This window comes from Methylobacterium sp. A49B (assembly GCF_053346215.1).
The window spans coordinates 86,364-107,998 of record NZ_JBKFBO010000112.1 but is presented as its reverse complement, the minus strand read 5'-3'; the positions used below and the strand labels follow the sequence as shown (position 1 = coordinate 107,998).

The 21,635-nt window shown below is 70.2% G+C and carries 17 protein-coding genes; 12 read left to right on the top strand and 5 right to left on the bottom strand.

All coding sequences use genetic code 11. From position 1 onward, the window contains the following. Positions 1–117: 117 nt before the first annotated feature. The 12 genes from ccmI (at position 118) to ACLBX9_RS19440 (ending at position 14,857) form a co-directional block, all read left to right on the top strand. Positions 118–1,596 (top strand): c-type cytochrome biogenesis protein CcmI, encoded by a 1,479-nt coding sequence (ccmI, locus tag ACLBX9_RS19495; RefSeq protein ID WP_447720099.1) that lies wholly within the window; start codon positions 118–120, stop codon positions 1,594–1,596. Positions 1,597–1,772: 176 nt separating this feature from the next. After that, positions 1,773–2,285 (top strand): cytochrome c maturation protein CcmE, encoded by a 513-nt coding sequence (ccmE, locus tag ACLBX9_RS19490; RefSeq protein ID WP_447720098.1) that lies wholly within the window; start codon positions 1,773–1,775, stop codon positions 2,283–2,285. A 10-nt stretch (positions 2,286–2,295) separates the two neighbouring features. Next, positions 2,296–4,296, top strand: coding sequence for a heme lyase CcmF/NrfE family subunit (locus ACLBX9_RS19485; protein ID WP_010684571.1), 2,001 nt, complete (start codon positions 2,296–2,298; stop codon positions 4,294–4,296). Beyond that, positions 4,296–4,760, top strand: coding sequence for a cytochrome c-type biogenesis protein (locus ACLBX9_RS19480; RefSeq protein WP_039893440.1), 465 nt, complete (start codon positions 4,296–4,298; stop codon positions 4,758–4,760). Before ACLBX9_RS19485 ends, ACLBX9_RS19480 begins: the two co-directional genes overlap by 1 nt. Positions 4,761–4,856: 96 nt before the next feature. Continuing rightward, a complete protein-coding gene (locus tag ACLBX9_RS19475; RefSeq protein WP_447720097.1) occupies positions 4,857–5,513 on the top strand; it encodes a glutathione S-transferase family protein in 657 nt (218 codons plus the stop codon). Between the two features lie 379 nt (positions 5,514–5,892). Continuing rightward, positions 5,893–6,366, top strand: a complete 474-nt coding sequence (locus ACLBX9_RS19470; RefSeq protein WP_010684574.1) for a formate dehydrogenase subunit gamma — start codon at positions 5,893–5,895, stop codon at positions 6,364–6,366. Then, the gene (locus ACLBX9_RS19465; protein WP_447720096.1) at positions 6,363–7,922 is read left to right on the top strand and encodes a formate dehydrogenase beta subunit; all 1,560 of its coding nucleotides are present in this window, start codon (positions 6,363–6,365) and stop codon (positions 7,920–7,922) included. The genes ACLBX9_RS19470 and ACLBX9_RS19465 overlap by 4 nt, the downstream gene beginning before the upstream one ends. A 10-nt stretch (positions 7,923–7,932) precedes the next feature. Then, on the top strand, positions 7,933–10,794 hold the full coding sequence (gene fdhF, locus ACLBX9_RS19460) for a formate dehydrogenase subunit alpha (protein WP_447720095.1): 2,862 nt from the start codon (positions 7,933–7,935) through the stop codon (positions 10,792–10,794). 9 nt (positions 10,795–10,803) lie between these two features. Further along, complete coding sequence (locus ACLBX9_RS19455) at positions 10,804–11,097, top strand: formate dehydrogenase subunit delta (protein ID WP_010684577.1); 294 nt, start codon at positions 10,804–10,806, stop codon at positions 11,095–11,097. Positions 11,098–11,296: 199 nt separating this feature from the next. After that, positions 11,297–12,958 (top strand): OFA family MFS transporter, encoded by a 1,662-nt coding sequence (locus ACLBX9_RS19450; RefSeq protein WP_010684578.1) that lies wholly within the window; start codon positions 11,297–11,299, stop codon positions 12,956–12,958. A gap of 76 nt (positions 12,959–13,034) precedes the next feature. Beyond that, entirely contained in the window at positions 13,035–13,952 is a 918-nt protein-coding gene (locus ACLBX9_RS19445; RefSeq protein WP_010684579.1) for a LysR family transcriptional regulator, read from the top strand. A 509-nt stretch (positions 13,953–14,461) separates the two neighbouring features. Continuing rightward, positions 14,462–14,857, top strand: coding sequence for a response regulator (locus tag ACLBX9_RS19440; protein ID WP_244625717.1), 396 nt, complete (start codon positions 14,462–14,464; stop codon positions 14,855–14,857). 187 nt (positions 14,858–15,044) lie between these two features. On the opposite strand, the gene ACLBX9_RS19435 is transcribed toward ACLBX9_RS19440, so the two are convergent. The 5 genes from ACLBX9_RS19435 to ACLBX9_RS19415 all read right to left on the bottom strand — a co-directional run bounded on the left by ACLBX9_RS19435 (position 15,045) and on the right by ACLBX9_RS19415 (position 21,618). Further along, the gene (locus ACLBX9_RS19435; RefSeq protein ID WP_447720094.1) at positions 15,045–16,289 is read right to left on the bottom strand and encodes an O-antigen ligase family protein; all 1,245 of its coding nucleotides are present in this window, start codon (positions 16,287–16,289) and stop codon (positions 15,045–15,047) included. Between the two features lie 113 nt (positions 16,290–16,402). Further along, entirely contained in the window at positions 16,403–17,923 is a 1,521-nt protein-coding gene (locus ACLBX9_RS19430; RefSeq protein WP_447720093.1) for a lipopolysaccharide biosynthesis protein, read from the bottom strand. Then, a complete protein-coding gene (locus tag ACLBX9_RS19425) occupies positions 17,920–19,143 on the bottom strand; it encodes a glycosyltransferase family 4 protein (protein ID WP_447720184.1) in 1,224 nt (407 codons plus the stop codon). The genes ACLBX9_RS19430 and ACLBX9_RS19425 overlap by 4 nt, the downstream gene beginning before the upstream one ends. 110 nt (positions 19,144–19,253) lie before the next feature. Then, a complete protein-coding gene (locus ACLBX9_RS19420) occupies positions 19,254–20,501 on the bottom strand; it encodes a glycosyltransferase family 4 protein (RefSeq protein WP_447720092.1) in 1,248 nt (415 codons plus the stop codon). After that, positions 20,482–21,618: a glycosyltransferase family 4 protein gene (locus ACLBX9_RS19415; RefSeq protein WP_447720091.1), complete on the bottom strand. Its 1,137-nt coding sequence runs from the start codon at positions 21,616–21,618 to the stop codon at positions 20,482–20,484. Before ACLBX9_RS19415 ends, ACLBX9_RS19420 begins: the two co-directional genes overlap by 20 nt. Positions 21,619–21,635 lie beyond the last annotated feature (17 nt).

The following is a 21,635-nucleotide window of genomic DNA, read 5'->3' as shown; positions in this document are numbered from 1 at the left end:
TTCGCGGGATAGTTGCGTGACACCGTGCCGCCGTCGGGAGGCGTCGTGGCGTCAAGCTGCCGGCTCCACATGGCGTGGGGAGGAGCGGGCCGGTCCGGCTCGTTGGCGATAAGGTCCATGACGGCGATCTGGTTCATTCTGGCGGCCCTGACCGCGGCGGCCGTGCTCGGCCTGCTCTGGCCGATGTCGCGCCGTGCCGCCGTGCCGACCGGCGAGGCCGGCGGATCCGGCCTCGCCACCGAGACCGCGTTCTACGAGGATCAGATCGCCGAGATCGCGCGCGATCTGGAGCGCGGGCTGATCGCTCCGGACGAGGCCGAGACCGCCAAGGCGGAGGCGGGCCGCCGCCTGCTCCGGGCAAGCCGCGAGGCGGAGCGCGAGGCCGCGCAGGATGGCGTCGCCGAGGCGGCGCGCCCGGCCGAGCCGCGCCTGCGCAGGCGCCGGGCCGCCTCCGCCTTCGCGCTCTCCACCATCCCCCTCGTGGCGCTGATCGCCTACGGTCTCTACGGCTCACCCGAGCTGCCCGCGCAGACCGAGGCCGACCGGCAGGCCGCGCGCGGCGGCGCCGACGAGCTGATGAAGGCCATGGGTCAGATCGAGGCGCGCCTCGCCCGCGACCCGAACGACGCCCGCGGCTGGGCCGTGCTCGCCCCGGTCTACATGCGCACCGGCCGCTTCGACGATGCGGCGCGCGCCTACGGGAACATCGCGCGCATCAAGGGCGAGAGCGCCGATATCCTCGCCGATCAGGCCGAGGCCCTCACGGCGGCGGGCGACGGCACCGTCTCGCCCGAGGCGAAGGCCCTGTTCGAGAAGGCGCAGGCCAAGGATCCGAACGCGCCCAAGCCCCGGTTCTACCTCGCCCGGGCGGCCGAGCAGGCCGGCGACACCGGCGAGGCGATCCGCCAGCTCTCGACCCTCGAAGCCGCCGGGCCGCCGGACGCGCCCTGGCTCGGGGTCGTGCGCCAGACGCTGGCCCGGCTCAAGGGCGAGCCGCCGCCGCCGGCGGCGCCTCCGACGGAGCCGAAGATTCCCGCTGAGCAGCAGGCGGCGATCCGTGGCATGGTCGACGGGCTCGACGCCCGGCTGAAGGCCGGCGGCGGCACCCCCGACGAGTGGCTCCGGCTCGTCCGGTCCCGCGTCGTGCTCGGCGAGCAGGATCAGGCAGCGGCTGCCCTGGCCCGGGCCCGCACCGCCCTCGCGGGTGATCCACAGGGTCTTGCCCAGGTGGAACAGGGCGCCCGCGCCGTCGGTCTCGGCGGCGGCGGTGCTCCGGCCCGGCCGGCCGAGACTGGTCCGGCGGCCCGCGCCGAGACCGAGGCCGCGATGGCGGCCGTGCGGGCCATGCCGCAGGCGGAGCGCGACGCGGCGATCCGCGGCATGGTCGAGGGGCTCGACCGGCGCCTCGCCGCGCGGGGCGGCATGCCGGACGAGTGGATGCGCCTCGTGCGCTCCTACAGCACCCTCGGCGAGCGCGAGAAGGCGATCAGCGCCCTCGACCGCGCCCGGATGGCGCTCGCCGCGAACAGCGAGGCCGTCGCCCGCCTCGACGGGCTTGCCCGGGAACTCGATCTGCCGGCCAAACCAAACCCTTGATCCCACAAGGTCGCGAGGGGCCGCCAAAACCGTCTCCGAACGCCCCCGTACGACAATCGGTCCCGACGCCTGCCCTTGACCCGGGACCGCGCGGAGCCGACACCCTGATGAGCCAGAATGAGAACGGTTCGGGTCCGGGCGGGAGACCGCCCCCCGGATCGCGGGGTGGACATATCGTGACGCGTAAGAGCCGCCGCCTGATCCTGATCGCCGCCTGCGGCAGCGTGCTCGCGCTCGCCGTCGGGCTGATCCTGTTCGCCATGAGCGGCTCGATCGTGTTCTTCCGCTCACCCACCGACATCGCCAAGCAGGCCATCGCCCCGGGCACGCGCCTGCGGCTCGGGGGATTGGTGAAGGACGGCTCGCTCAAGCGCGGCCCCGATCAGACGGTCGATTTCGCCGTCACCGACACGAACGAGACCGTCGAGGTCCACTACAAGGGGATGCTGCCGGACCTGTTCCGGGAAGGGCAGGGCGTGGTCGCCGAGGGTGTCCTCGAGCCGGGCGGCCAGTTCCGCGCCGACACCGTGCTCGCCAAGCACGACGAATCCTACATGCCCCGTGAGGTGGCCGACGCGCTGAAGGCGCAGGGACGCTGGCAGGAGGGCGGCCCGAACAAGGCCGCTCCGGCGCCGAAGCCCGCCACCGCGGCGGCGGACAGCACCCTCGGCCCGCGCAGCGAGCGGTGAGAGACTTCGCATGATCGTCGAGACCGGCCACTTCGCCCTCGCGCTCGCGCTGGCGATCTCCCTCGTCCAGGTGGTGATGCCGATCTGGGCCGCGCGGTCGGGCGACCCGGCCCTGCGCCAGACCGCCTCGCAGGCGGCGCTCGGCGCCTTCGCCTGCGTGCTCTTCGCCTTCGCGGCGCTCACCTACGCGCACGTCACGTCCGACTTCTCGGTCCAGAACGTGGTCGAGAACTCGCACACGCAGAAGCCTCTGATCTACAAGATCTCCGGCGTCTGGGGGAACCACGAGGGCTCGATGCTCCTCTGGGTCCTGATCCTCACCCTGTTCGGCGCCTGCGTCGCGGCGGCGAAGAACTCCGTGCCGCCGCGGCTGCGGGCCAGCACGCTGGGCGTGCAGGGGCTGATTACCTTCGTGTTCGTGCTGTTCATCATCACGACCTCGAACCCGTTCAGCCGCGTGATCCCGGCGCCGCTGGAGGGCAACGACCTCAACCCGCTCCTGCAGGATCCCGGCCTCGCGATCCACCCGCCGCTCCTCTACCTCGGCTATGTCGGCTTCTCGATCAGCTTCGCCTTCGCGGTGGCCGCGCTGATCGACGGCCGGATCGACGCCGTCTGGGCGCGGGCGGTGCGACCCTGGACGCTGACCGCGTGGTGCTTCCTGACGCTCGGGATCGCGATGGGCTCCTACTGGGCCTATTACGAGCTCGGCTGGGGCGGCTGGTGGTTCTGGGATCCGGTCGAGAACGCCTCCCTGATGCCGTGGATCGCCGGCACGGCGCTGCTGCACTCCACCGTGGTGATGGAGAAGCGCGACGCCCTGAAGGTCTGGACGGTGCTGCTCGCCATCCTGACCTTCTCGCTCTCGCTGATCGGCACCTTCCTGGTCCGCTCGGGGGTGATCACCTCGGTCCACTCCTTCGCCACCGACCCGACCCGCGGCGTCTTCATCCTGGCAATCCTGGTGCTGTTCATCGGCGGCTCGCTGACGCTGTTCGCGTGGCGGGCGCCGCTCCTGCGCCAGGGCGGCCTCTTCGCGCCGATCTCCCGCGAGGGGTCGCTCGTCCTCAACAACCTGTTCCTGGTCGCGGGCTGCGCCACCGTGCTGGTGGGCACCCTCTACCCGCTGGTGCTGGAGATGCTGACCGGCGAGAAGATCACGGTCGGGCCGCCGTTCTTCAATTCCACCTTCGTGCCGCTCGCGATCCCGCTGCTGCTGATCGTGCCCTTCGGGCAGGCGCTTGCCTGGAAGCGCGGCGACGTCCTCGCCGCGGCACAGCGCTTGTTCGCCGCGCTTTCGGTCGCGTTGGTGGTCGGCTTCGCGGTGCTGGCGCTCACCTGGGGCGGCCCGGTCATGGCGCCCGTCGGGATCGGCCTGGGCGCCTACCTGCTGATCGGCTCCGCGCTGGAGATCGTCTCCCGCGCCCGCGGCTACGGTGCGAGCCGGGCGCGCTCGATCGGCCAGATCGGTCGACGGGCCGTCGGCCTGCCGCGCTCGGCCTGGGGGACCGCGCTCGCCCATGCCGGCGTCGGCGTGGTGGTGCTGGGCATTGCTGCCCAGGGCTGGGCGACCGAGGGGCTGGCGACGCTGAAGCCCGGCCAGACCCTCGCGACCGGTCCCTACGTGGCGACCCTCGATCGGGTCGGGCCGCGCCAGGGTCCCAACTACGAGGAGGCCGCCGCCTCACTGACGATCCGGACCCGCTCCGGCGACGAGGTCGGGCACGTGGAGACGGGCAAGCGCTTCTATCCGAGCCGCAAGATGGCGGTGACGGAATCGGGCCTGCTGACGGTGGGCGCGAGCCAGGTCTATGCCAGCCTCGGCGAGATGAGCCAGGATGGCGGCGTCGGCCTGCGCCTGTACTACAAGCCGCTGGTGCTGCTGATCTGGCTCGGGGCCGTGGTGATGGCACTCGGCGGCGGCTTGTCGCTCACCGATCGCCGGATGCGCGTCGGCGTCCCCGCCAAGGCGAAGGCGCGGCCGTTGCCGGCCGCGGTGCCGGCCGAGTGATGGCGGCCCGCGCACGCCGCACGGTGATCGCCGCGATCGCCCTGATCGCGTCGATCCCGGCCCACGCCGTCCAGCCCGACGAGGTGCTGAAGGATCCCGTTCTGGAACACCGGGCCAGGGAGATCTCCGCTGAGTTGCGCTGCCTCGTCTGCCAGAATCAGTCCATCGACGATTCCGACGCGCCGCTGGCCAAGGATCTGCGCCTGATCGTCCGTGAGCGCCTGGAGAAGGGCGACAGCGACACGGCGGTGCGCGATTACGTCGTCGCCCGCTACGGTGAGTTCGTGCTCCTGCGGCCGGTCTTCGCGCTGCACACCCTTCTGCTGTGGCTGACGCCCGTGCTCGCGGTGCTGCTCGGCGCATTCGGGATCTGGCGCCTCGCGCGGCGCCGGCCGGCCGCTCCCGCCCGGACCCTCTCGGCTGCCGAGGAGGCCGAGGTCGCCGCGCTCCTGCGACGGGAGTAGAATCGCTCGCGGCCGTGATTCGCCTCCCGCACTCGGCACGAGTCTTGGATGCGACATCGAAGCCGTAGAATCGGCGATGCGCCTGGGGGCAGGACGATGACGGCCGCAACGCTCACCATCTCGAGCCGCAACTACTCCTCGTGGTCCCTGCGGGGCTGGCTGATCTGCCGGATGGCGGGGCTCGACTTCGAGACCGAGGTTCTGTCCGGAGCCGATCTCAACAGCCGGGCGGAACTGCTGCACCTGTCGCCGTCCTTCCTGGTGCCGCGCCTGCGCCATGGCACTGTCGTGGTTTGGGACTGCCTCGCCATCGCCGAGTACCTGGCCGAGACATTCCCGGAGGCCGGCTTCCTGCCCGGGAACGTGGCGGAGCGGGCCCATTGCCGCTCGATCTCCGGCGAGATGCATTCCGGCTTCGTCAATCTGCGCTCGGCCCTGCCGATGAACCTGCGAGCGTTCCACCCTGACTTTCGGGTGTTCAACGGCGCGAAAGCCGATATCGAGCGCATCGTCACGATCTTCGACGATTGCCTCGACCGCTACGACGGGCCGTACCTGTTCGGCGCGCGGCCGTGCCTGGCGGATGCCATGTTCGCGCCGGTCTGCACCCGCTTCCGCACCTATGACGTTTCCCTGCCGCCCCGGTCCGCCGCCTACCGCGACACGATCCTGCACTGGCCGCTGATGGTCGAGTGGGCCGAGGCCGCCGCCGACGAGCCGGACGAGATCGAAGAGCTGGAGATGGAGTTCTGAAACGGGGGTGCCGTCATGGCGCGCGGAGCGAAGCAATCCAGGGAATTGCGACATCGGCAAGCGTGGCGCTACCGGGTTGCTTCGCTCCGCGCGCAAAGACGGTCGGCCATGGCGGAGACCGGTCAGTCATCTGCAGGTAGGATGCAATTTATTGCAGAGCACCCATTTTTGTTGCGGTGCACGCAAAAAGATTTTGGGCCCTGTTGAGACCGAGAGAATCTTTTTCCTCAGCCACTTAAACCTTTGGTATCGAACCGGCGAATCCGCGAGTTACAGCTCGACAAACGTCCTTTGTCGCGCAACCGGACAGCGCGATTGAAGCCAACCGGCAATTCTGTTCCTCTTCGCCTTAGAACAGGAACAGACTGGGCTGGAAACCATGGCGCGTCACGAGCCCTGGAGCGCAGAGCGCGCATCCGGGATCATCGCCGAACACACCCATCTCGAAGGGGCCACGCTGCCGATCCTGCACGCGCTGCAGGAGACGTTCGGCTACGTGGATTCCGGTGCCGTGCCGCTGATCGCGGACGCCCTGAACCTGTCCCGCGCCGAGGTGCACGGCTGCATCACCTTCTACCACGACTTCCGAGCCCACCCCGCCGGCCGTCACGAGGTGAAGCTGTGCCGGGCCGAAGCCTGTCAGGCCATGGGTTCGGACAAGCTGCACCGCGAGATCCTCGGCCGCCTGGGCTGCGGCTGGCACGAGACGACGGCTGACGGCAGCGCCACGGTCGAGCCGGTCTACTGCCTCGGCCTCTGCGCTAACGGCCCCGCCGCGCTGGTGGACGGTGAGCCGGTCGCGCATCTGACCGCCGACGCCCTTGAGGCCGCCCTGACGGAGGTGCGCCAGTGAGCGTCACGCTTTACATCCCGCGCGACGCCGTCGCGCTCGGCCTCGGCGCCAACAAGGTCGCCCGTGCCCTTTTCGCCGGCGCCGAGCGCCGCGGACTGGACGTCACGATCGTCCGCACCGGCTCCCGCGGCCTGTTCTGGCTGGAGCCGATGGTCGAGGTCGGCACGCCCAAAGGGCGCGTCGCCTACGGGCCGGTGACGGTCAAGGATGTTGACGCCCTGCTGGATGCCGGCCTGACCACGGGCGGCGACCACGCCCTGCGCCTCGGCGATCCGGAGGCGATCCCTTACCTCGCCCGGCAGCAGCGCCTGACCTTCCACCGCTGCGGCGTGATCGACCCGGTCTCCGTCGAGGATTACCGGGCCCATGGCGGCTATCGCGGCCTGGAGGCCGCCCTGAAGCTCGATGCCGAGGGCATCGTCGCGGCGGTGCGCGATTCCGGCCTGCGCGGCCGGGGCGGTGCCGGCTTCCCGGCCGGCATCAAGTGGAACACCGTGATGCTCGCCAAGGCGGACCAGAAATACGTGGTCTGCAACGCCGACGAGGGCGATTCCGGCACCTTCGCCGACCGGATGATGATGGAGGGCGACCCCTTCAACCTCATCGAGGGCATGACCATCGCGGGCGTCGCGACCGGCGCCACCCGCGGCTACATCTACCTGCGCTCCGAGTACCCGCAGGCCTTCGCCACCCTCAAGGAGGCGATCGCCAACGGCATCCAGGCCGGGGTGCTCGGCGACAACATCCTGGGCTCCGGCAAGAGCTTCCACCTGGAAGTGCGCCTCGGCGCCGGCGCCTACATCTGCGGCGAGGAGACCTCGCTGCTGGAGAGCCTGGAGGGCAAGCGCGGCATCGTGCGGGCGAAGCCGCCGATCCCGGCGCTCAAGGGCTTCCTCGGCAAGCCGACGCTGGTCAACAACGTCATGACCTTCACGGCCGTGCCGTGGATCCTGGAGAACGGCGCCAGGGCCTACGCCGATTACGGCATGGGCCGGTCGCTCGGCACCCTGCCGATCCAGCTCGCCGGCAACGTCAGGCACGGCGGCCTGATCGAGATGGCCTTCGGCATCACCCTCCGTCAGGTCATCGAGGATTTCGGCGGCGGCACCCGCTCAGGGAGGCCGGTCCGGGCCGTGCAGGTCGGCGGGCCGCTCGGGGCCTACTTCCCCGACCATCTCCTCGACACGCCCCTCGATTACGAGGCGATGGCGGCCAAGAAGGGCCTCGTCGGCCACGGCGGCATCGTGGTGTTCGACGACACCGTCGACATGGCCTCTCAGGCCCGCTTCGCCTTCGAGTTCTGCGCCACCGAGTCGTGCGGCAAGTGCACGCCCTGCCGCATCGGCGCGACCCGCGGCGTCGAGACCATGGACAAGGTGATCGCCGGCATCCGGCCGGAGGCGAACCTGAAGCTGGTCGAGGACCTCTGCGAGGTCATGACCGACGGTTCGCTCTGCGCCATGGGCGGTCTGACGCCCATGCCGGTGATGAGCGCGATCACCCATTTCCCCGAGGATTTCAGGCGCGCCGGCGATCTGCCGGCCGCGGCCGAGTGAGGAGACGTCGATGGGCCTGATCAAGGAGATCGACTACGGCACGCCGATCCGCGTCAGCGAGCAGACGGTGACGCTGACGATCGACGGCATGTCGGTGACGGTGCCGGCCGGTACCTCGGTGATGGCGGCGGCGATGCATGCCGGCACGCAGATCCCGAAGCTCTGCGCCACCGACTCGCTGGAGCCGTTCGGCTCCTGCCGCCTGTGCCTCGTGGAGATCGAGGGGCGGCGCGGCACCCCGGCCTCCTGCACGACCCCGGCCGAGAACGGCATGGTGGTGCACACGCAGAACGAGAAGCTCGCCAAGCTCCGCAAGGGCGTGATGGAGCTCTACATCTCCGACCACCCCCTCGACTGCCTGACCTGCGCGGCGAACGGCGACTGCGAGCTGCAGACCCAGGCGGGCGTCGTCGGCCTGCGCGACGTGCGCTACGGCTACGAGGGCGACAACCACGTCCGGCCGAGCTCCGAGAAGTACCTGCCGAAGGACGAGTCGAACCCGTACTTCACCTACGACCCGTCGAAGTGCATCGTCTGCAACCGCTGCGTCCGCGCCTGCGAGGAGGTGCAGGGCACCTTCGCGCTGACCATCGCGGGCCGCGGCTTCGACAGCCGCGTGGCGGCCGGCCCGACCAACTTCTTCGAGTCCGAGTGCGTCTCCTGCGGCGCCTGCGTCCAGGCGTGTCCGACGGCCACGTTGCAGGAGAAATCGATCCACGCGTACGGCCAGCCCGAGCACGCGGAGGTGACGACCTGCGCGTATTGCGGCGTCGGCTGCTCGTTCAAGGCCGAGATGCAGGGCGAGCGCGTCGTCCGCATGGTCCCCTACAAGGGCGGCAAGGCCAACGAGGGCCATAGCTGCGTGAAGGGCCGCTTCGCCTACGGCTACGCCACCCACAAGGACCGCATCACCAAGCCGATGATCCGCGAGAAGATCACGGATCCGTGGCGTGAGGTCTCCTGGGAGGAGGCGATCGACCGCGCGGCCTCCGAGTTCAAGCGGATCCAGGCCCAGTACGGCAAGGATTCGGTCGGCGGCATCACCTCGTCGCGCTGCACCAACGAGGAGGCCTATCTCGTCCAGAAGCTGGTGCGCGCCGCCTTCGGCAACAACAACGTCGACACCTGCGCCCGCGTCTGCCACTCGCCGACCGGCTACGGCCTGATGTCGACGCTCGGCACCTCGGCCGGCACGCAGGACTTCAAGTCGGTCGAGCATTCCGACGTGATCCTGGTGATCGGCGCCAACCCGACCGACGGCCACCCGGTCTTCGGCTCGCGCATGAAGAAGCGGCTGCGCGAGGGCGCCAAGCTGATCGTCGCCGATCCGCGCAAGATCGACCTCGTGAAGTCGCCCCATATCAAGGCCGACTATCACCTGCCGCTGAAGCCCGGCTCCAACGTCGCCTTCATCAACGCGCTGGCGCACGTGATCGTCACCGAGGGGCTGGTCGACGAGGCCTATGTCCGCGAGCGCTGCGATCTGGCCGAGTTCGAGTCCTGGGCCCGGTTCATCGCCGATGAGCGGCACTCCCCGGAAAGCCAGCAGCCCTTCACCGGTCTCGACCCGGCGGAGGTCCGCGGCGCGGCCCGGCTCTACGCCAAGGGCGGCGCGGCCGGCATCTACTACGGGCTGGGCGTCACCGAGCACAGCCAGGGTTCGACCATGGTCATGGGCATGGCCAACATTGCCATGGCCACCGGCAACATCGGCAAGCTCGGCGCCGGCGTGAACCCGCTGCGCGGCCAGAACAACGTCCAGGGCTCCTGCGACATGGGCTCGTTCCCGCACGAGCTCACCGGCTACCGCCACGTGTCGGACGACGCGACCCGCGAGAGCTTCGAGGCCCTCTGGGGCGCCAAGCTCGACAACGCCCCGGGCCTGCGCATCACCAACATGCTCGACGAGGCCGTCGAGGGCTCGTTCAAGGGCATGTACATCCAGGGTGAGGACATCGCCCAGTCGGACCCGGACACGCACCACGTGACCTCGGGCCTGAAGGCGATGGAGTGCATCGTCGTCCAGGATCTGTTCCTGAACGAGACCGCCAAATACGCGCACGTCTTCCTGCCGGGCGCCTCGTTCCTCGAGAAGGACGGGACCTTCACCAATGCCGAGCGCCGCATCTCCCGCGTGCGCAAGGTCATGGCCCCGATGGGCGGCTACGGCGACTGGGAGGGCACGGTGATGCTCTCCAACGCGCTGGGTTACCCGATGAACTACAGCCACCCGTCCGAGATCATGGACGAGATCGCCTCGCTCACCCCGAGCTTCACCGGCGTGTCCTACGCCAAGCTCGACGAACTTGGCTCGGTGCAGTGGCCCTGCAACGAGAAGGCGCCGCTCGGCACGCCGATGATGCACGTGGACCGGTTCGTCCGCGGCAAGGGCCGGTTCATGATGACCGAGTTCGTGGCCACCGAGGAGCGGACGGGCGCGAAGTTCCCGCTGATCCTGACCACGGGCCGGATCCTGTCCCAGTACAATGTCGGCGCGCAGACCCGGCGCACCGAGAACTCGCGCTGGCACGAGGAGGACGTGCTGGAGATCCACCCGTTCGACGCGGAGCTGCGCGGCATCGTGGACGGCGACCTCGTCGCCCTGGAGAGCCGCTCGGGCGACATCGCCCTGAAGGCCAAGGTCTCCGAGCGGATGCAGCCCGGCGTGGTCTACACCACCTTCCACCACGCCAAGACCGGCGCCAACGTCATCACCACCGACTACTCGGACTGGGCGACCAATTGCCCCGAGTACAAGGTGACGGCGGTGCAGGTCCGGCGGACCAACCGGCCCTCCGACTGGCAGGCGAAGTTCTACGAGGAGGACTTCTCCCTGACCCGGATCGCCCAGACCCTGGACGCGGCAGAGTAAGAGTATCCGATGAGTGCCGTGACGCAGGCGGACAAGCTCGTCCGCATGGCCAACCAGATCGCCACCTTCTTCCGGTCCTACCCGGAGGAGGAGGCGGTCGCGGGAATCCAGAAGCACATCAAGGCGTTCTGGACGCCCAAGATGATCGCGCATCTCGAGGCCGCCCTGCCGGAGCAGGGCGACCGGGTCGACGATCTGGTGCGGCGGGCGCTGCACGGCGCCGAGCCGGCCGCCGACAGCCCGGTGCGTCCCGCGACCCGGGACCCGCAACTCGCCGGGGCCGGGGCCAGCGACGCGGGCTGAGACCGGCGGTAAAGCGCGGAGCGCGCGTGATCAGGGCCCCTTGCGGGGCCCTTTTCTTTGGCCCTGCTGCATACAAACCGTTGCAATCAGGATTAAAAATGTCGCCCAAGCGTGGCGCGACTCTGGTGCCCTGCACACAGATCGCGCATCATCCTCCGACAAGCCGCCCATCCAAGTGGCTGCCGGAGAGGATGACGTCATGAGTCTTGGGGTTGCGGGTGCGGTCGCGCCCGATGTCGCGCCGGGTCTGCTCTCGCGCGAGCGCATCGTCGCCCGGCCGGGCTTCAACCGGTGGCTGGTTCCGCCGGCGGCGCTCGCGATCCATCTCTGCATCGGGATGGCCTACGGCCTCTCGGTCTTCTGGCTTCCGCTGACGCGGGCGCTCTCCGTCGGCAAGCCCGCGCCGGCCGCCTGCCCCGACATGGGCGTGATGACTGCCCTGTTCACCACCACCTGTGACTGGCGCGTCAGCGACCTCGTTACGGTCTTCTCCATCGGCATCGTCGTGCTCGGCCTGTCGGCCGCCCTGTTCGGCGGATGGCTGGAGCGCGCGGGCCCGCGCAAGGCCGGCATCGTGGCCGCGTTGTGCTGGGGCGGCGGCTTCCTGATCGGCGCGCTCGGCGTCTATGTCCACCAGCTCTGGCTGGTCTGGCTCGGCATGGGCCTGATCGGCGGCGTCGGGCTCGGCCTCGGCTACATCTCGCCGGTTTCGACCCTCATCAAGTGGTTCCCCGACCGCCGCGGCATGGCCACCGGCATGGCCATCATGGGCTTCGGGGGCGGTGCGATGATCGGCTCGCCGCTTGCAGACACCCTGATCAAGGGCTTCCGGACCGCGGACTCGGCCGGTGTCTGGCAGACGCTCGCGGTGATGGGGGTCGGCTACATCCTGTTCATGCTGGGCGGCGCCTTCGGCTACCGCGTTCCTCCGGCCGGCTGGCGCCCGGATGGCTGGACGGCCCCGACCGCCAAGAACGCCATGATCGCCTCGGGCCACGTCCACCTGCGGGACGCGCACAAGACCTTCCAGTTCTGGATGATCTGGCTCGTCCTGTTCCTCAACGTCTCCGCCGGTATCGGCGTGCTGGCGCTGGCCTCGCCGATGCTCCAGGAGATCTTCGGCGGCGAGCTGATCGGCCTGCCGGGCACCGGCTTCGCCGCCCTCGACGGCGGCCAGAAGGCGCAGGTCGCCGCCATCGCGGCCGGCTTCGTCGGCCTGCTCTCGCTGTTCAACATCCTGGGCCGATTCTTCTGGGCCTCGATGTCGGACCGGATCGGGCGGAAGGGCACCTACGCGATCTTCTTCGCGCTGGGCGGCCTGCTCTACGCGGCGGCACCCTGGGCGGCCGGCATCGGCTCGCAGGCTTTGTTCGTCGCGATCTTCTGCGTGATCCTGTCCATGTACGGCGGCGGCTTCGCGACGGTCCCGGCCTACCTCGCCGACGTGTTCGGCACACAGTTCGTGGGTGCCATCCACGGGCGTCTGCTCACCGCATGGTCGATGGCAGGCATCGTCGGGCCGTTCGTCATCACCAAGATCCGCGAGGCGCAGGTCGCCGCGGGCGTGCAGGGGGCGGACCTCTACGGCCGGACCATGTACGTGCTGGCGAGCTTCCTGGCGGTCGGTTTCCTCTGCAACCTCCTGGTCCGGCCCCTGGCCCAGCGCTGGTTCATGTCCGATTCCGAGCGGGCGTCCCTCGACGTCCGCACCGGCGCCACGGCCGATGGGCCGTCCGGATCCTTCGGCATCGGGCGCGGCGGTTTCAGCCTCGGCGCCGCCCTGGCCTGGGCGGTGGTCGGCATCCCGATCGTCTGGGGCATCGGCATCACCCTGTCGAAGGCCTTCATCCTGTTCCGCTGAGGCCGGGCCGCCGGTTGTGGCGGGCGCGGCGGGCCGCTAGGCTCGGCGCGCCTCGCCGTGCCAGGATCCTTCCGTCGTGATCGACAAGCTGGACTTCCTGCTCGCGCTCGCCCGTGAGCAGCATTTCGGCCATGCCGCCGAAGCCTGCGGGGTGACCCAGCAGACCCTGTCGGCCGGCGTGAAGCAGCTGGAGAACCGCTTCGGCGTGCAGCTCGTTCTGCGCGGATCCCGTTTCCAGGGCTTCACCCCCGAGGGTGAGCGGGTGCTGGAATGGGCGCGGCGCATCGTGGCCGACGCGCGGGCGATGCACGAGGAGGTCACGGGCCTGCGCCGAGGGCTGACAGGCCACCTGCGCATCGCCGCGATCCCGACCGCTCTGCCGATGGTCGTGGAGCTGACGACGCCCTATCGGGAACGCCATCCCGACGTGCGACTCTCGGTGGAGTCCGCGACCTCGGCAGACATCTTCTCACTGATCGAGAATCTGGAGGCCGATGCCGGGCTCACCTATCTCGACAACGAGCCCCTGGGGCGCGTGGTGTCGGTCCCGCTGTACCGGGAGCGCTACCGCCTGGTGACGGCCATCGGCGGCCCTTTCGACGGGCGGTCGAGCGTCACCTGGGCCGAGACCAGCAGCCTGCCGCTCTGCCTGCTCACGCCCAACATGCAGAACCGGCGGATCATCGACCAGCAGATCCGCGAGGCCGGCGCGGACCCCGCCGCCACCCTCGAGTCCAACTCGATGATCGTGCTGCTGACCCATGTGCGCACCCTGCGCTGGGCCTCGATCATGCCGGAGATCCTGGTGGACGCCCTGGGCCCAATGGATGGCGTGCGCGCCATTCCGATCACCGCCCCGGACCTGGAGCACACGATCGGCCTCGTGGCCCCGCGCCGGGAGCCGTCGACACCCATCGTGACGGCTCTGGTCGCTATCGCCCGGTCGCTCGCGCGGACGCTGGACCCCGACCTGTCTCGATCCGCACAGGCCTGACCACCGGCCGCGCCGCCCAGGCCGGCCGGGTCAGAGGCACGTCAGGACAGGAAAAACTCGGGCTCCGGCGGAGAGGGCATGTTCCGTCGGCAGGACCAGACGAGGCCGCCCGCTGCGTCCTCTGTGAGGATCCCGATGCCCGGTACATCCGCCAGGAACGCGCCCATGGCGCGGCTGGCAACCTCGATCGCCGCGGTGACGGTCGGCGCCTCGATAGTCTGGGAGGCTATATCGACGCTGCCTTCGGCCCGGCGCCGAGCTATGCGCAACCTGTATTGCATTCGAATACGCAACTCAAGTTATAATCTCAGACTTTCGGATGGCACTTCTGTATAAAGATCATGTTTTCCGCAAAAGCACAATGGCGGCAGCGTTTTATGCGCGCGGCGGCGCTGTAAATGCCACTTCTGCTTACAAAAATTGATAAATTGCAACTCTGCGTGGCTTGATCGGGGCGCGGATTTGATAGTTCATGAACCGTGAGGGGTGGCGGCGGAGAATTTCTGGTGATGTGTTCGCGCTCGAAGATGCCGCGCCGTTCACAGCCAGCGGTACTCGTCGTGGAAGATGAAGTCATTGAGCGGATGGCCGCCGTCGAGGGACTGGAAATCGCCGGATACGAGGCCGTTGACGTCTGCAGCGCGGCGGATGCTGTCTGTGCCTTGGAAAATTTAGACACTATTCGTGTGGTCATCACCGATATCGATCTGCGCGGTCGGCTCGACGGTATCGTCTTGGCGGCCTGCATCGACCGGCGTTGGCCGAAGGTCGGCATCATCATGACCTCCGGCAAGGTCGAGCCGGTTCCCGGCGACGTGCCGAGCGGGGCCTGTTTCCTGCGCAAGCCCTATGCCCGAGCGCGTATGCTGGCTGCCGTGCGGGGCATCATCGCGCAGCACGCCTGAAGACTGCGCGGGCCGCGATCTGACCTGCGCCCGGTGCACGGCGGCCCGGCCTGTCCGGGTAACGGCTCCGGCGCTGCCGGCCGCGCGCGGCGTGAAGCGATCGGGACAACGCTGGGCCGATCGAGGGTGCGCAACCCTGGGGCAGGCGACTGCAACCGTGATGACGGCGCAGTCTCGAGCGATGCGGTCAGACGGGGATCCGATCGGCCGGCCCCGACTGCCGGGCTGCGTGGTCGAGCGGGATCGCCAGCGACGCCACGACGAGGGCCATGAAGAACAGGACGTACTGATTGACCGAGAGCTCCTCGAACATCAGCGACGGGATCAGGAACAGGGCTGTGTAGGTCAGCAGCGGACCGGCAGCCGCGGGCGCCGTCAGGATCCGTATGAGCCCCGCGACGAGGAGCAGAAGCGTGGCGAGTCCGCTCTGCAGCGCCAGGGAGACGAACCCGTTATGCGGCGTCACGAGGCCGGTGAGCGCCTGGAGTTCCTCGCGCCGGGCGATCTCGCCGACGCCGAACGGGTAGGCGGCGACGAGCTGAAGGGCGGAGACCCCGGACAGGAACCGCTCGTCGACGTTGCCGGAGAGGTTGGTGTCCGCGGCGAAGCGCCTCTCGAGCGCCTGCGCCAGGGTCCCGGGGAGGGGGATGTCCCCGGTCAGCGACCAAGCGATCGCCAGGACGCTCAGGATCCCGAGCACGCTCAGCACGACGGGCGCCCGCATGTTCCGCCGCATCAGCACGGCCAGACACAGCAGCGGCATGAACAGGCCCGCCCGGTTGTTCGTCAGGGGGAAGCTCGTCAGCAGGGCCGCGACATAGACGAGGTAGATCGCCTTCATGCGGTAGCGCAGGCTCAGCAGCAGTGCCGCAGCCCCGGCGACTGCGAAGACGTGGCCGGTCTCGTTTCCGGAGACCCAGAGCCCGCCCAGCTTGTCCTGGAAGAACAGCCTCAGTTCCTCGTCGACCCCGTCCGTCGGAACCGCGAGGCCGAAGCGCTCCAGGGACGCGCCCGTCGAGGCGAGCAGCAGGACGGCGACGGATCCGAGGAGGCCCGCCAGCAGGCCCATGCAGAAGGCATTCTCGAGGCGCCGGTCGCGGAACAGGACGAGCAGGATGAACCCCTGGACGATGTAGAGCAGCAGGACGAGCGTCAGGTAGACGTCGCCCGCCAGCGTGTGCGCCTTCAGGACCAGGGAGATCGCGATCAGGGCGACGATCCCCATGATCGGCGCGATGTTGTGCAGGGCTTCCGCGACGACGGCGCGGCGCAGGCCGAACCAGGGGATCAGCAGGAAGGGCAGGAGATCGGACAGGCGCTGGAACGGCAACCCGAAGGACGAGGTGAGAACGTTGAACTGCAGGGCCGCGCCGAGGAGGAAGACGGCCGCGCCGTCGACCACGACGGACGATGCCGGCGCGTGCTCCCTCATCGACGCTGTCCGTCCCGTCATGGTCCCGACCCGTTCGAACGCCCGCGCATCCCGCCGCGGGTGCCGGTCCGTCGCCGTCACTCTCGCCCACAAAGGTTGGCGGAGGGTGCAGATCAGCCGTTGCGGCGCAGGAAGAAGGCGAGGGCGGTCCGCACCGTATTCCACATGAGGGCCTGGGCGAGGACGGCATAGGCCAGGACGCCGACCCCGACCGCCGCGAACAGGCCGAACCGGTCGCCGAAGGCCTCGCGGATCGGGTCCTGGACCAGCAGAACCAGTCCCGCCATCACCGCCGCGCAGGTCGTCACCGGCAGGAGCACGCGGGCAAGGTTCAGGTTGCTCACCGGGACGAGGCGGCCGGCCCGGCCCACGATCAGGGGCGTGAACAGGTAGGCCCGCACCACGTGCCCGGCGGCCAGAGCCGCGAGTCCCAGGGGCGCCGTCACGACGGCCGCCAGCGCGCCGAGGCCGAACTGGGCGCCCGCCAGCCGCAGCGCGGTGCCGGTCTGCCCGAGCGCGGTGAAGATCATCCACAGCATCGAGGTGGCGACGAATTCCGGCGCCAGAAGCGCCAGCGTCCGCAGGACCGGCGCCGCATCGTGCCACTGGTCGCCGAACAGGAACGGGATCAGCGTCGGGGCGACGGCCGCCATGCCGAAGAAGGCCGGGACCGCCACGAAGGCCGAGGCCACGGTGAAGCCCCGGAAGGCCGCCGCGAGGTCCGCCGGCCGGTCCTGCAGGCGGGCATAGGTGGTCAGGCCGACCGTGGTGAGGGGGATGACCGCCACTTGGCTCACGAGGTCGATGCACCGCCACGCGAGGCGGAGGTAGCCGACATCGGCGGCCGACAGGAAGTAGGCGGCGATCACCTCCTGGCTGCGGATCGACGCGACGAGCAGCAGGTAGGTGCAGAAGATCCGCTGGCCGAAGGCGATCTGCGCGCGCGCGGCGGCGAGGTCCACCCGGCGGGCCGGGATCCAGCGGGACGCCGTCCAGGTCAGCAGCGTGGTCGCCGTGGCGGCGACGAGGCGCTGCACCACGAGGCTCCAGACGCCGTAGCCGGCAAACGCCAGCGCCAGGGCGGCCGCGCCCCCCAGGATGTTGGAGCCGAGCGCCCGCAGGGCGAGCTTCCGGAAGCCGAAGCTGCGCTGCAGGCGCGCCTCGTGGATGGCGCCGGCGGCGGTGATCACGAAACAGGCCGAGAGCGCGCACAGGACCGGGCGCAGCTCCGGCAGGTCGAAGATCCAGGCGATCGGGGCCGAGAGGGCCACCAGCGACGCCGCGCAGAGCGCGCCCGCCGCGAGCATCACCCAGAACGCGGTGGCGGCGAAATCCTCGTCGCAATCGGCGCGCTGCACCACCGCGTCCGGCAGGCCGCAGCGGGCCACGATCTGCAGGATATCGATGAAGACGGCGGCGATCGCCACCATCCCGAACTCCGCCGGCCCGATGAGCCGGGCGAGCACGAGGAAGACCCCGAAGCTCAGGACGACGTTGCCCACGGAGGCGAGCGCGACCCACCGCGCCGCGTCGAAGGATCGGCCTGTCACCTCCCTGCCGGAGAGGCCCGGCACGATCTCGGAGGCGTCCGCGGCCGCCGCGGCCTCGGTCAGAACCGGCGTGCCGGCGCTCACGGTCGGGCCGCCCGACGCTCGGCGACGAGTTCGGCGTAGAGGTCGAGGTACTTCTCGGCGACGCGCTCCGAGGTGGATTCGCGGATGACGTGCTGGAAGCTGCGCTCGTCCGGCAGATCGCCGCGCCCCCGTGCGATCACGGCCTTCAGCCGCGCGGCGAGATCGGCATCGTCGCCCGGCGTGAACAGCCAGTCGGCGTTGTCCTCGCCGATGAGTTCGGGGATCCCGCCCGAGGCGGCGCCGATCACCGGGACGCCCATCGTGTAGGCTTCGTAGATCGTGCGCGGCGAGGGCTCGGCCCAGAACGAGGGCACGACGAGCACGTCGATGGCGCTGAGGAAGTCTGCGGGCTTGGCCCACCCGACGAACTCCACCGGCAGGCCCTCGGCGCGCGCCTTGAAGCGTTCGATCGAGTCGTCCATCGCCTGCCCGGCCACGAGGCAGCGCCAGTCGCCGGGCACGATCCGGCGGAACGCGTCGATCAGCGTGCCGACGCCCTTCTCGGTGTTGATCCGGCCGAGATAGCCGAAGGTCATCGGCTTGCCCGTCCGGTCGATCCGCCGCCGCGCCTCCGGGTCGCCCTCCGGGACGGTGCAGGAGTAGAAGATCACCCGGCGGCGCTCGGGCGCGAGATGGGTGAACAGGCCGTGGGCGACGTGGGTCTTGAGGATCTCGGTGCCGACGCTCACGACGGCGTCCACGGCGCGGTTGGTGACCTGCTTGGCCGCGTTGACCACCTTGCAGCCGAGGTGCCAGCGCTCGCACGGCTTGCCGTTCTTGAACATGGCGGCGTTGCCGCAGATCAGGTCGTACTCGCAGACCGTGTGGACGATCGGGATGCCGCGCTTGGCCGCCTCGCGCCAGACCAGGGTCGAGACGTCGAGAAGCGAGTGCGTGTTGACGATGTCGGGCCGGAAGTCGTCGAGGACCCGGCCGAACTCGGCCGCGATGGCGAAATTCCACTGCTGCTTGAGCTTCGCCCAGGCACGGCCGACGCGGCTCGCCTTGGGCCAGTCCTCCAGCCAGAAATCGTTGTGGTGCGCCATGCGGTAGACGGTGACGCCGCCGCGCAAGCTCTTGGGCTCGGGCTCCCGGGCGATGCAGGCCGCCGCGACCGTGTGGCCCGCCGCGACCAGTTCCTCGGCGAGGTGCTCCACCGAGCGCTCCGCGCCGCCCACGATGTAGGGCGGGTAGAGCGCGCTGAGGTGCAGGATCCGCAGCGGCGTCGTGGCGGCGCGCAGGGCACTGCCGTCGAGCCGCGCGTCGCGACCCGAGGCGGCCGGCGTGCCGGGCATGAGGCGGGCGTAGGCCTGGGGCAGGGCGGCGGCGGTCATGGACGGCACTCGCTGAGGTGCGGGCGCTTCGCGCGCGCCGGGGAAGATTCAGAAAGCAGAGCGCTGCGGGCCGCAGCGTAGAGATCGAGGTAGGCGGACGCGACGGCGGCCGGATCGGTCCCGGCGCGGACCGTCGCGGCGCGGGCGAGCCCGTCGGCGAGCCGGCCGGGCTCGTCGATGACCCGTGCCATCGCCGTGGCCAGGGCGGCGGGGTCGCCAGGCGGCACGAGCCACGGGCCGTAGCCGATCTGCTCGCCGATGCCGCCGATGGCGGTCCCAATCACCGGCACGCCGCGGCCGTAGGCTTCCGCCACCGTCCGGCCGAAAGCCTCGGGCCAGACCGGCGGGACGACGAGGCAGTCGATGCCGTCCAGGAAGGCGTCGCGCTCCGCGTAGCCCAGGAAGGTGACCGGCATCCCCTCGGTCAGGCCATGGTAGCGGTCGAGCCCGTCGACCGCCCGGCCGGCGACCGCGAGGTGCCAGCCCCGGTGCGGCAGGCGCCGGCAGGCATCGAGCAGCACGTCGAAACCCTTCGACGGCTCGATGCGGCCGAGATAGCCGAACCGTACGGGCGCGCCCGGTGGTCGCGGCTCGCGGGTCGGCGGGTCCGCCAGCGGGATCGGGTTCCAGATCACCTGACGCAGGGCCGCCGGCACCGTCTCGAAGAAGCCGGCCGCGACGTGCCGCTCCAGGATGTCCGAACCCACGGCGGCGACCGCCGTGACCGCCCGCTGGCAGCGCCGGTGCGGCTCCGAATAGACTCGGCATTTCAGGTGCTGGCCGGCGCAGGCTTGGCCGTGCCGTGCCATCGCGCCGTTGGTGCAGAGGCTGGTGAAGTCGTGCAGCGTATGCACCACCGGGACGCCGAGCCGCCGGAGCATCGGCCAGATGGCCGGGGTCAGTTCCGAGATCGAGTGCGTGTTGACGACGTCCGGCGCGAAGTCCCGGACCGCGGCCGCCATCCGGGCGAGCGTCGGCCGGTTCCACTGGGTGGCGAGCTTGTAGCGAAGGCGGTCGAGGCGCCCGCGCTGCGGCCAGTCGAGGATGTGGAACGGCGTCCCGTGGCCGGTGCGGTAGACGGTGACGCCGTCCTGTATCGCCGGCGCCTGCACCTGCCGGGAGGCGCAGGCGACCGCGACGGCGTGGCCCAGCCCGACCTGGCTGCGCGCCAGCGTCTCGACCATCAGCTCCGCGCCGCCGACCTGTTCGGGCGCGTAGAGGGAGCTAAGGTGCAGGATGCGCATGCGGCACCTCCTGGGCGGGATCCTCGCGCGCGGCGTCGCGGAGCGCGTCGAGGAGCAGCGCCTCGTAACGGCGGGCCGTCTCGGCCCAGTCGTACCGGCGGGCGTTGTCGTGACCGCGGGCGATCAGCGCGTCCCGCAGCCCGGGCTCGTCGATGAGGCGGCGCAGGCAGGCCGTCAGAGCCGCGGCGTCGGCGGGGTCGAAGGTCAGCGCGCCCGCGCCGGCGATCTCGGGGGTGGCGGACCGGTTCGAGCAGATCACCGGGCAGCCCAGCGCCTGCGCCTCGAGGACGGGCAGGCAGAAGCCCTCGGCGAAGGACGGCACGCACAGGCACAGGGCGCTCCGGTAGAGGGCGGCGAGCCGGCCCTCGCCGACCCGCGCCAGGCGCGTCAGCCGCACCGGAGCGTCGCCGAGGGCGGCGGCGATCGCCTCGTCCGGATCCTCGCCCACGTGGACGATCCCGAGTCCCGGCTGGGCGAGAGCTGCGACGGCCTGGGCCAGGGTCGCGAAGTTCTTGTTGTAGAGGGCGTTGCCCACCGCCAGCACGAAGGGCCCGGCCGGGGCTTCGAACGTCGGATCCGTCGCCGCGGGATCGAGCATCGCGGCGGAGGGGATCGTCTGCGTCCGGTCCCGCAGGAACGGATAGTGGCGCCCGAGGTCGGCCCGCGTCGTCTCCGAGACCGCGATGATCCGGGCGCTGTTGCCGAGGACCAGCCGGAAGATCGGGTCCGTGGTCAGCGCCTCGCGCGACCCCGTGCGGTCGGGCATCGTCCGGAAGTAGAGATCGTGGACAACGCTGACCCGCGCGCGTCCCCCGAAGGCCGCACCGTAGGGGTCAGCATTGAGCACCACGTCGATGTTCCGGGTCCGGCACAGCCTCGGGACCGCGAAGGCCTGCCGCAGGACGTCGAGCAGCATGATGCGCGGGCGCGCCACCGTGACCACCTCGATCCGATCGCGGATCGCCGGGGGCAGCTGCGCGCGCGTCCAGGGCGAGCGGAGCACGACCGAGAAGGTGCCCCGCTGGAGCAACCCGGCGATCACCCGGAAGGCGACGAGCGCGACGCCGGACGGCCGCCCGGCGAACTGGCTCGGCATGTTCACGAGGACGCGCGGCATGTCGGTTCCATCGGCTC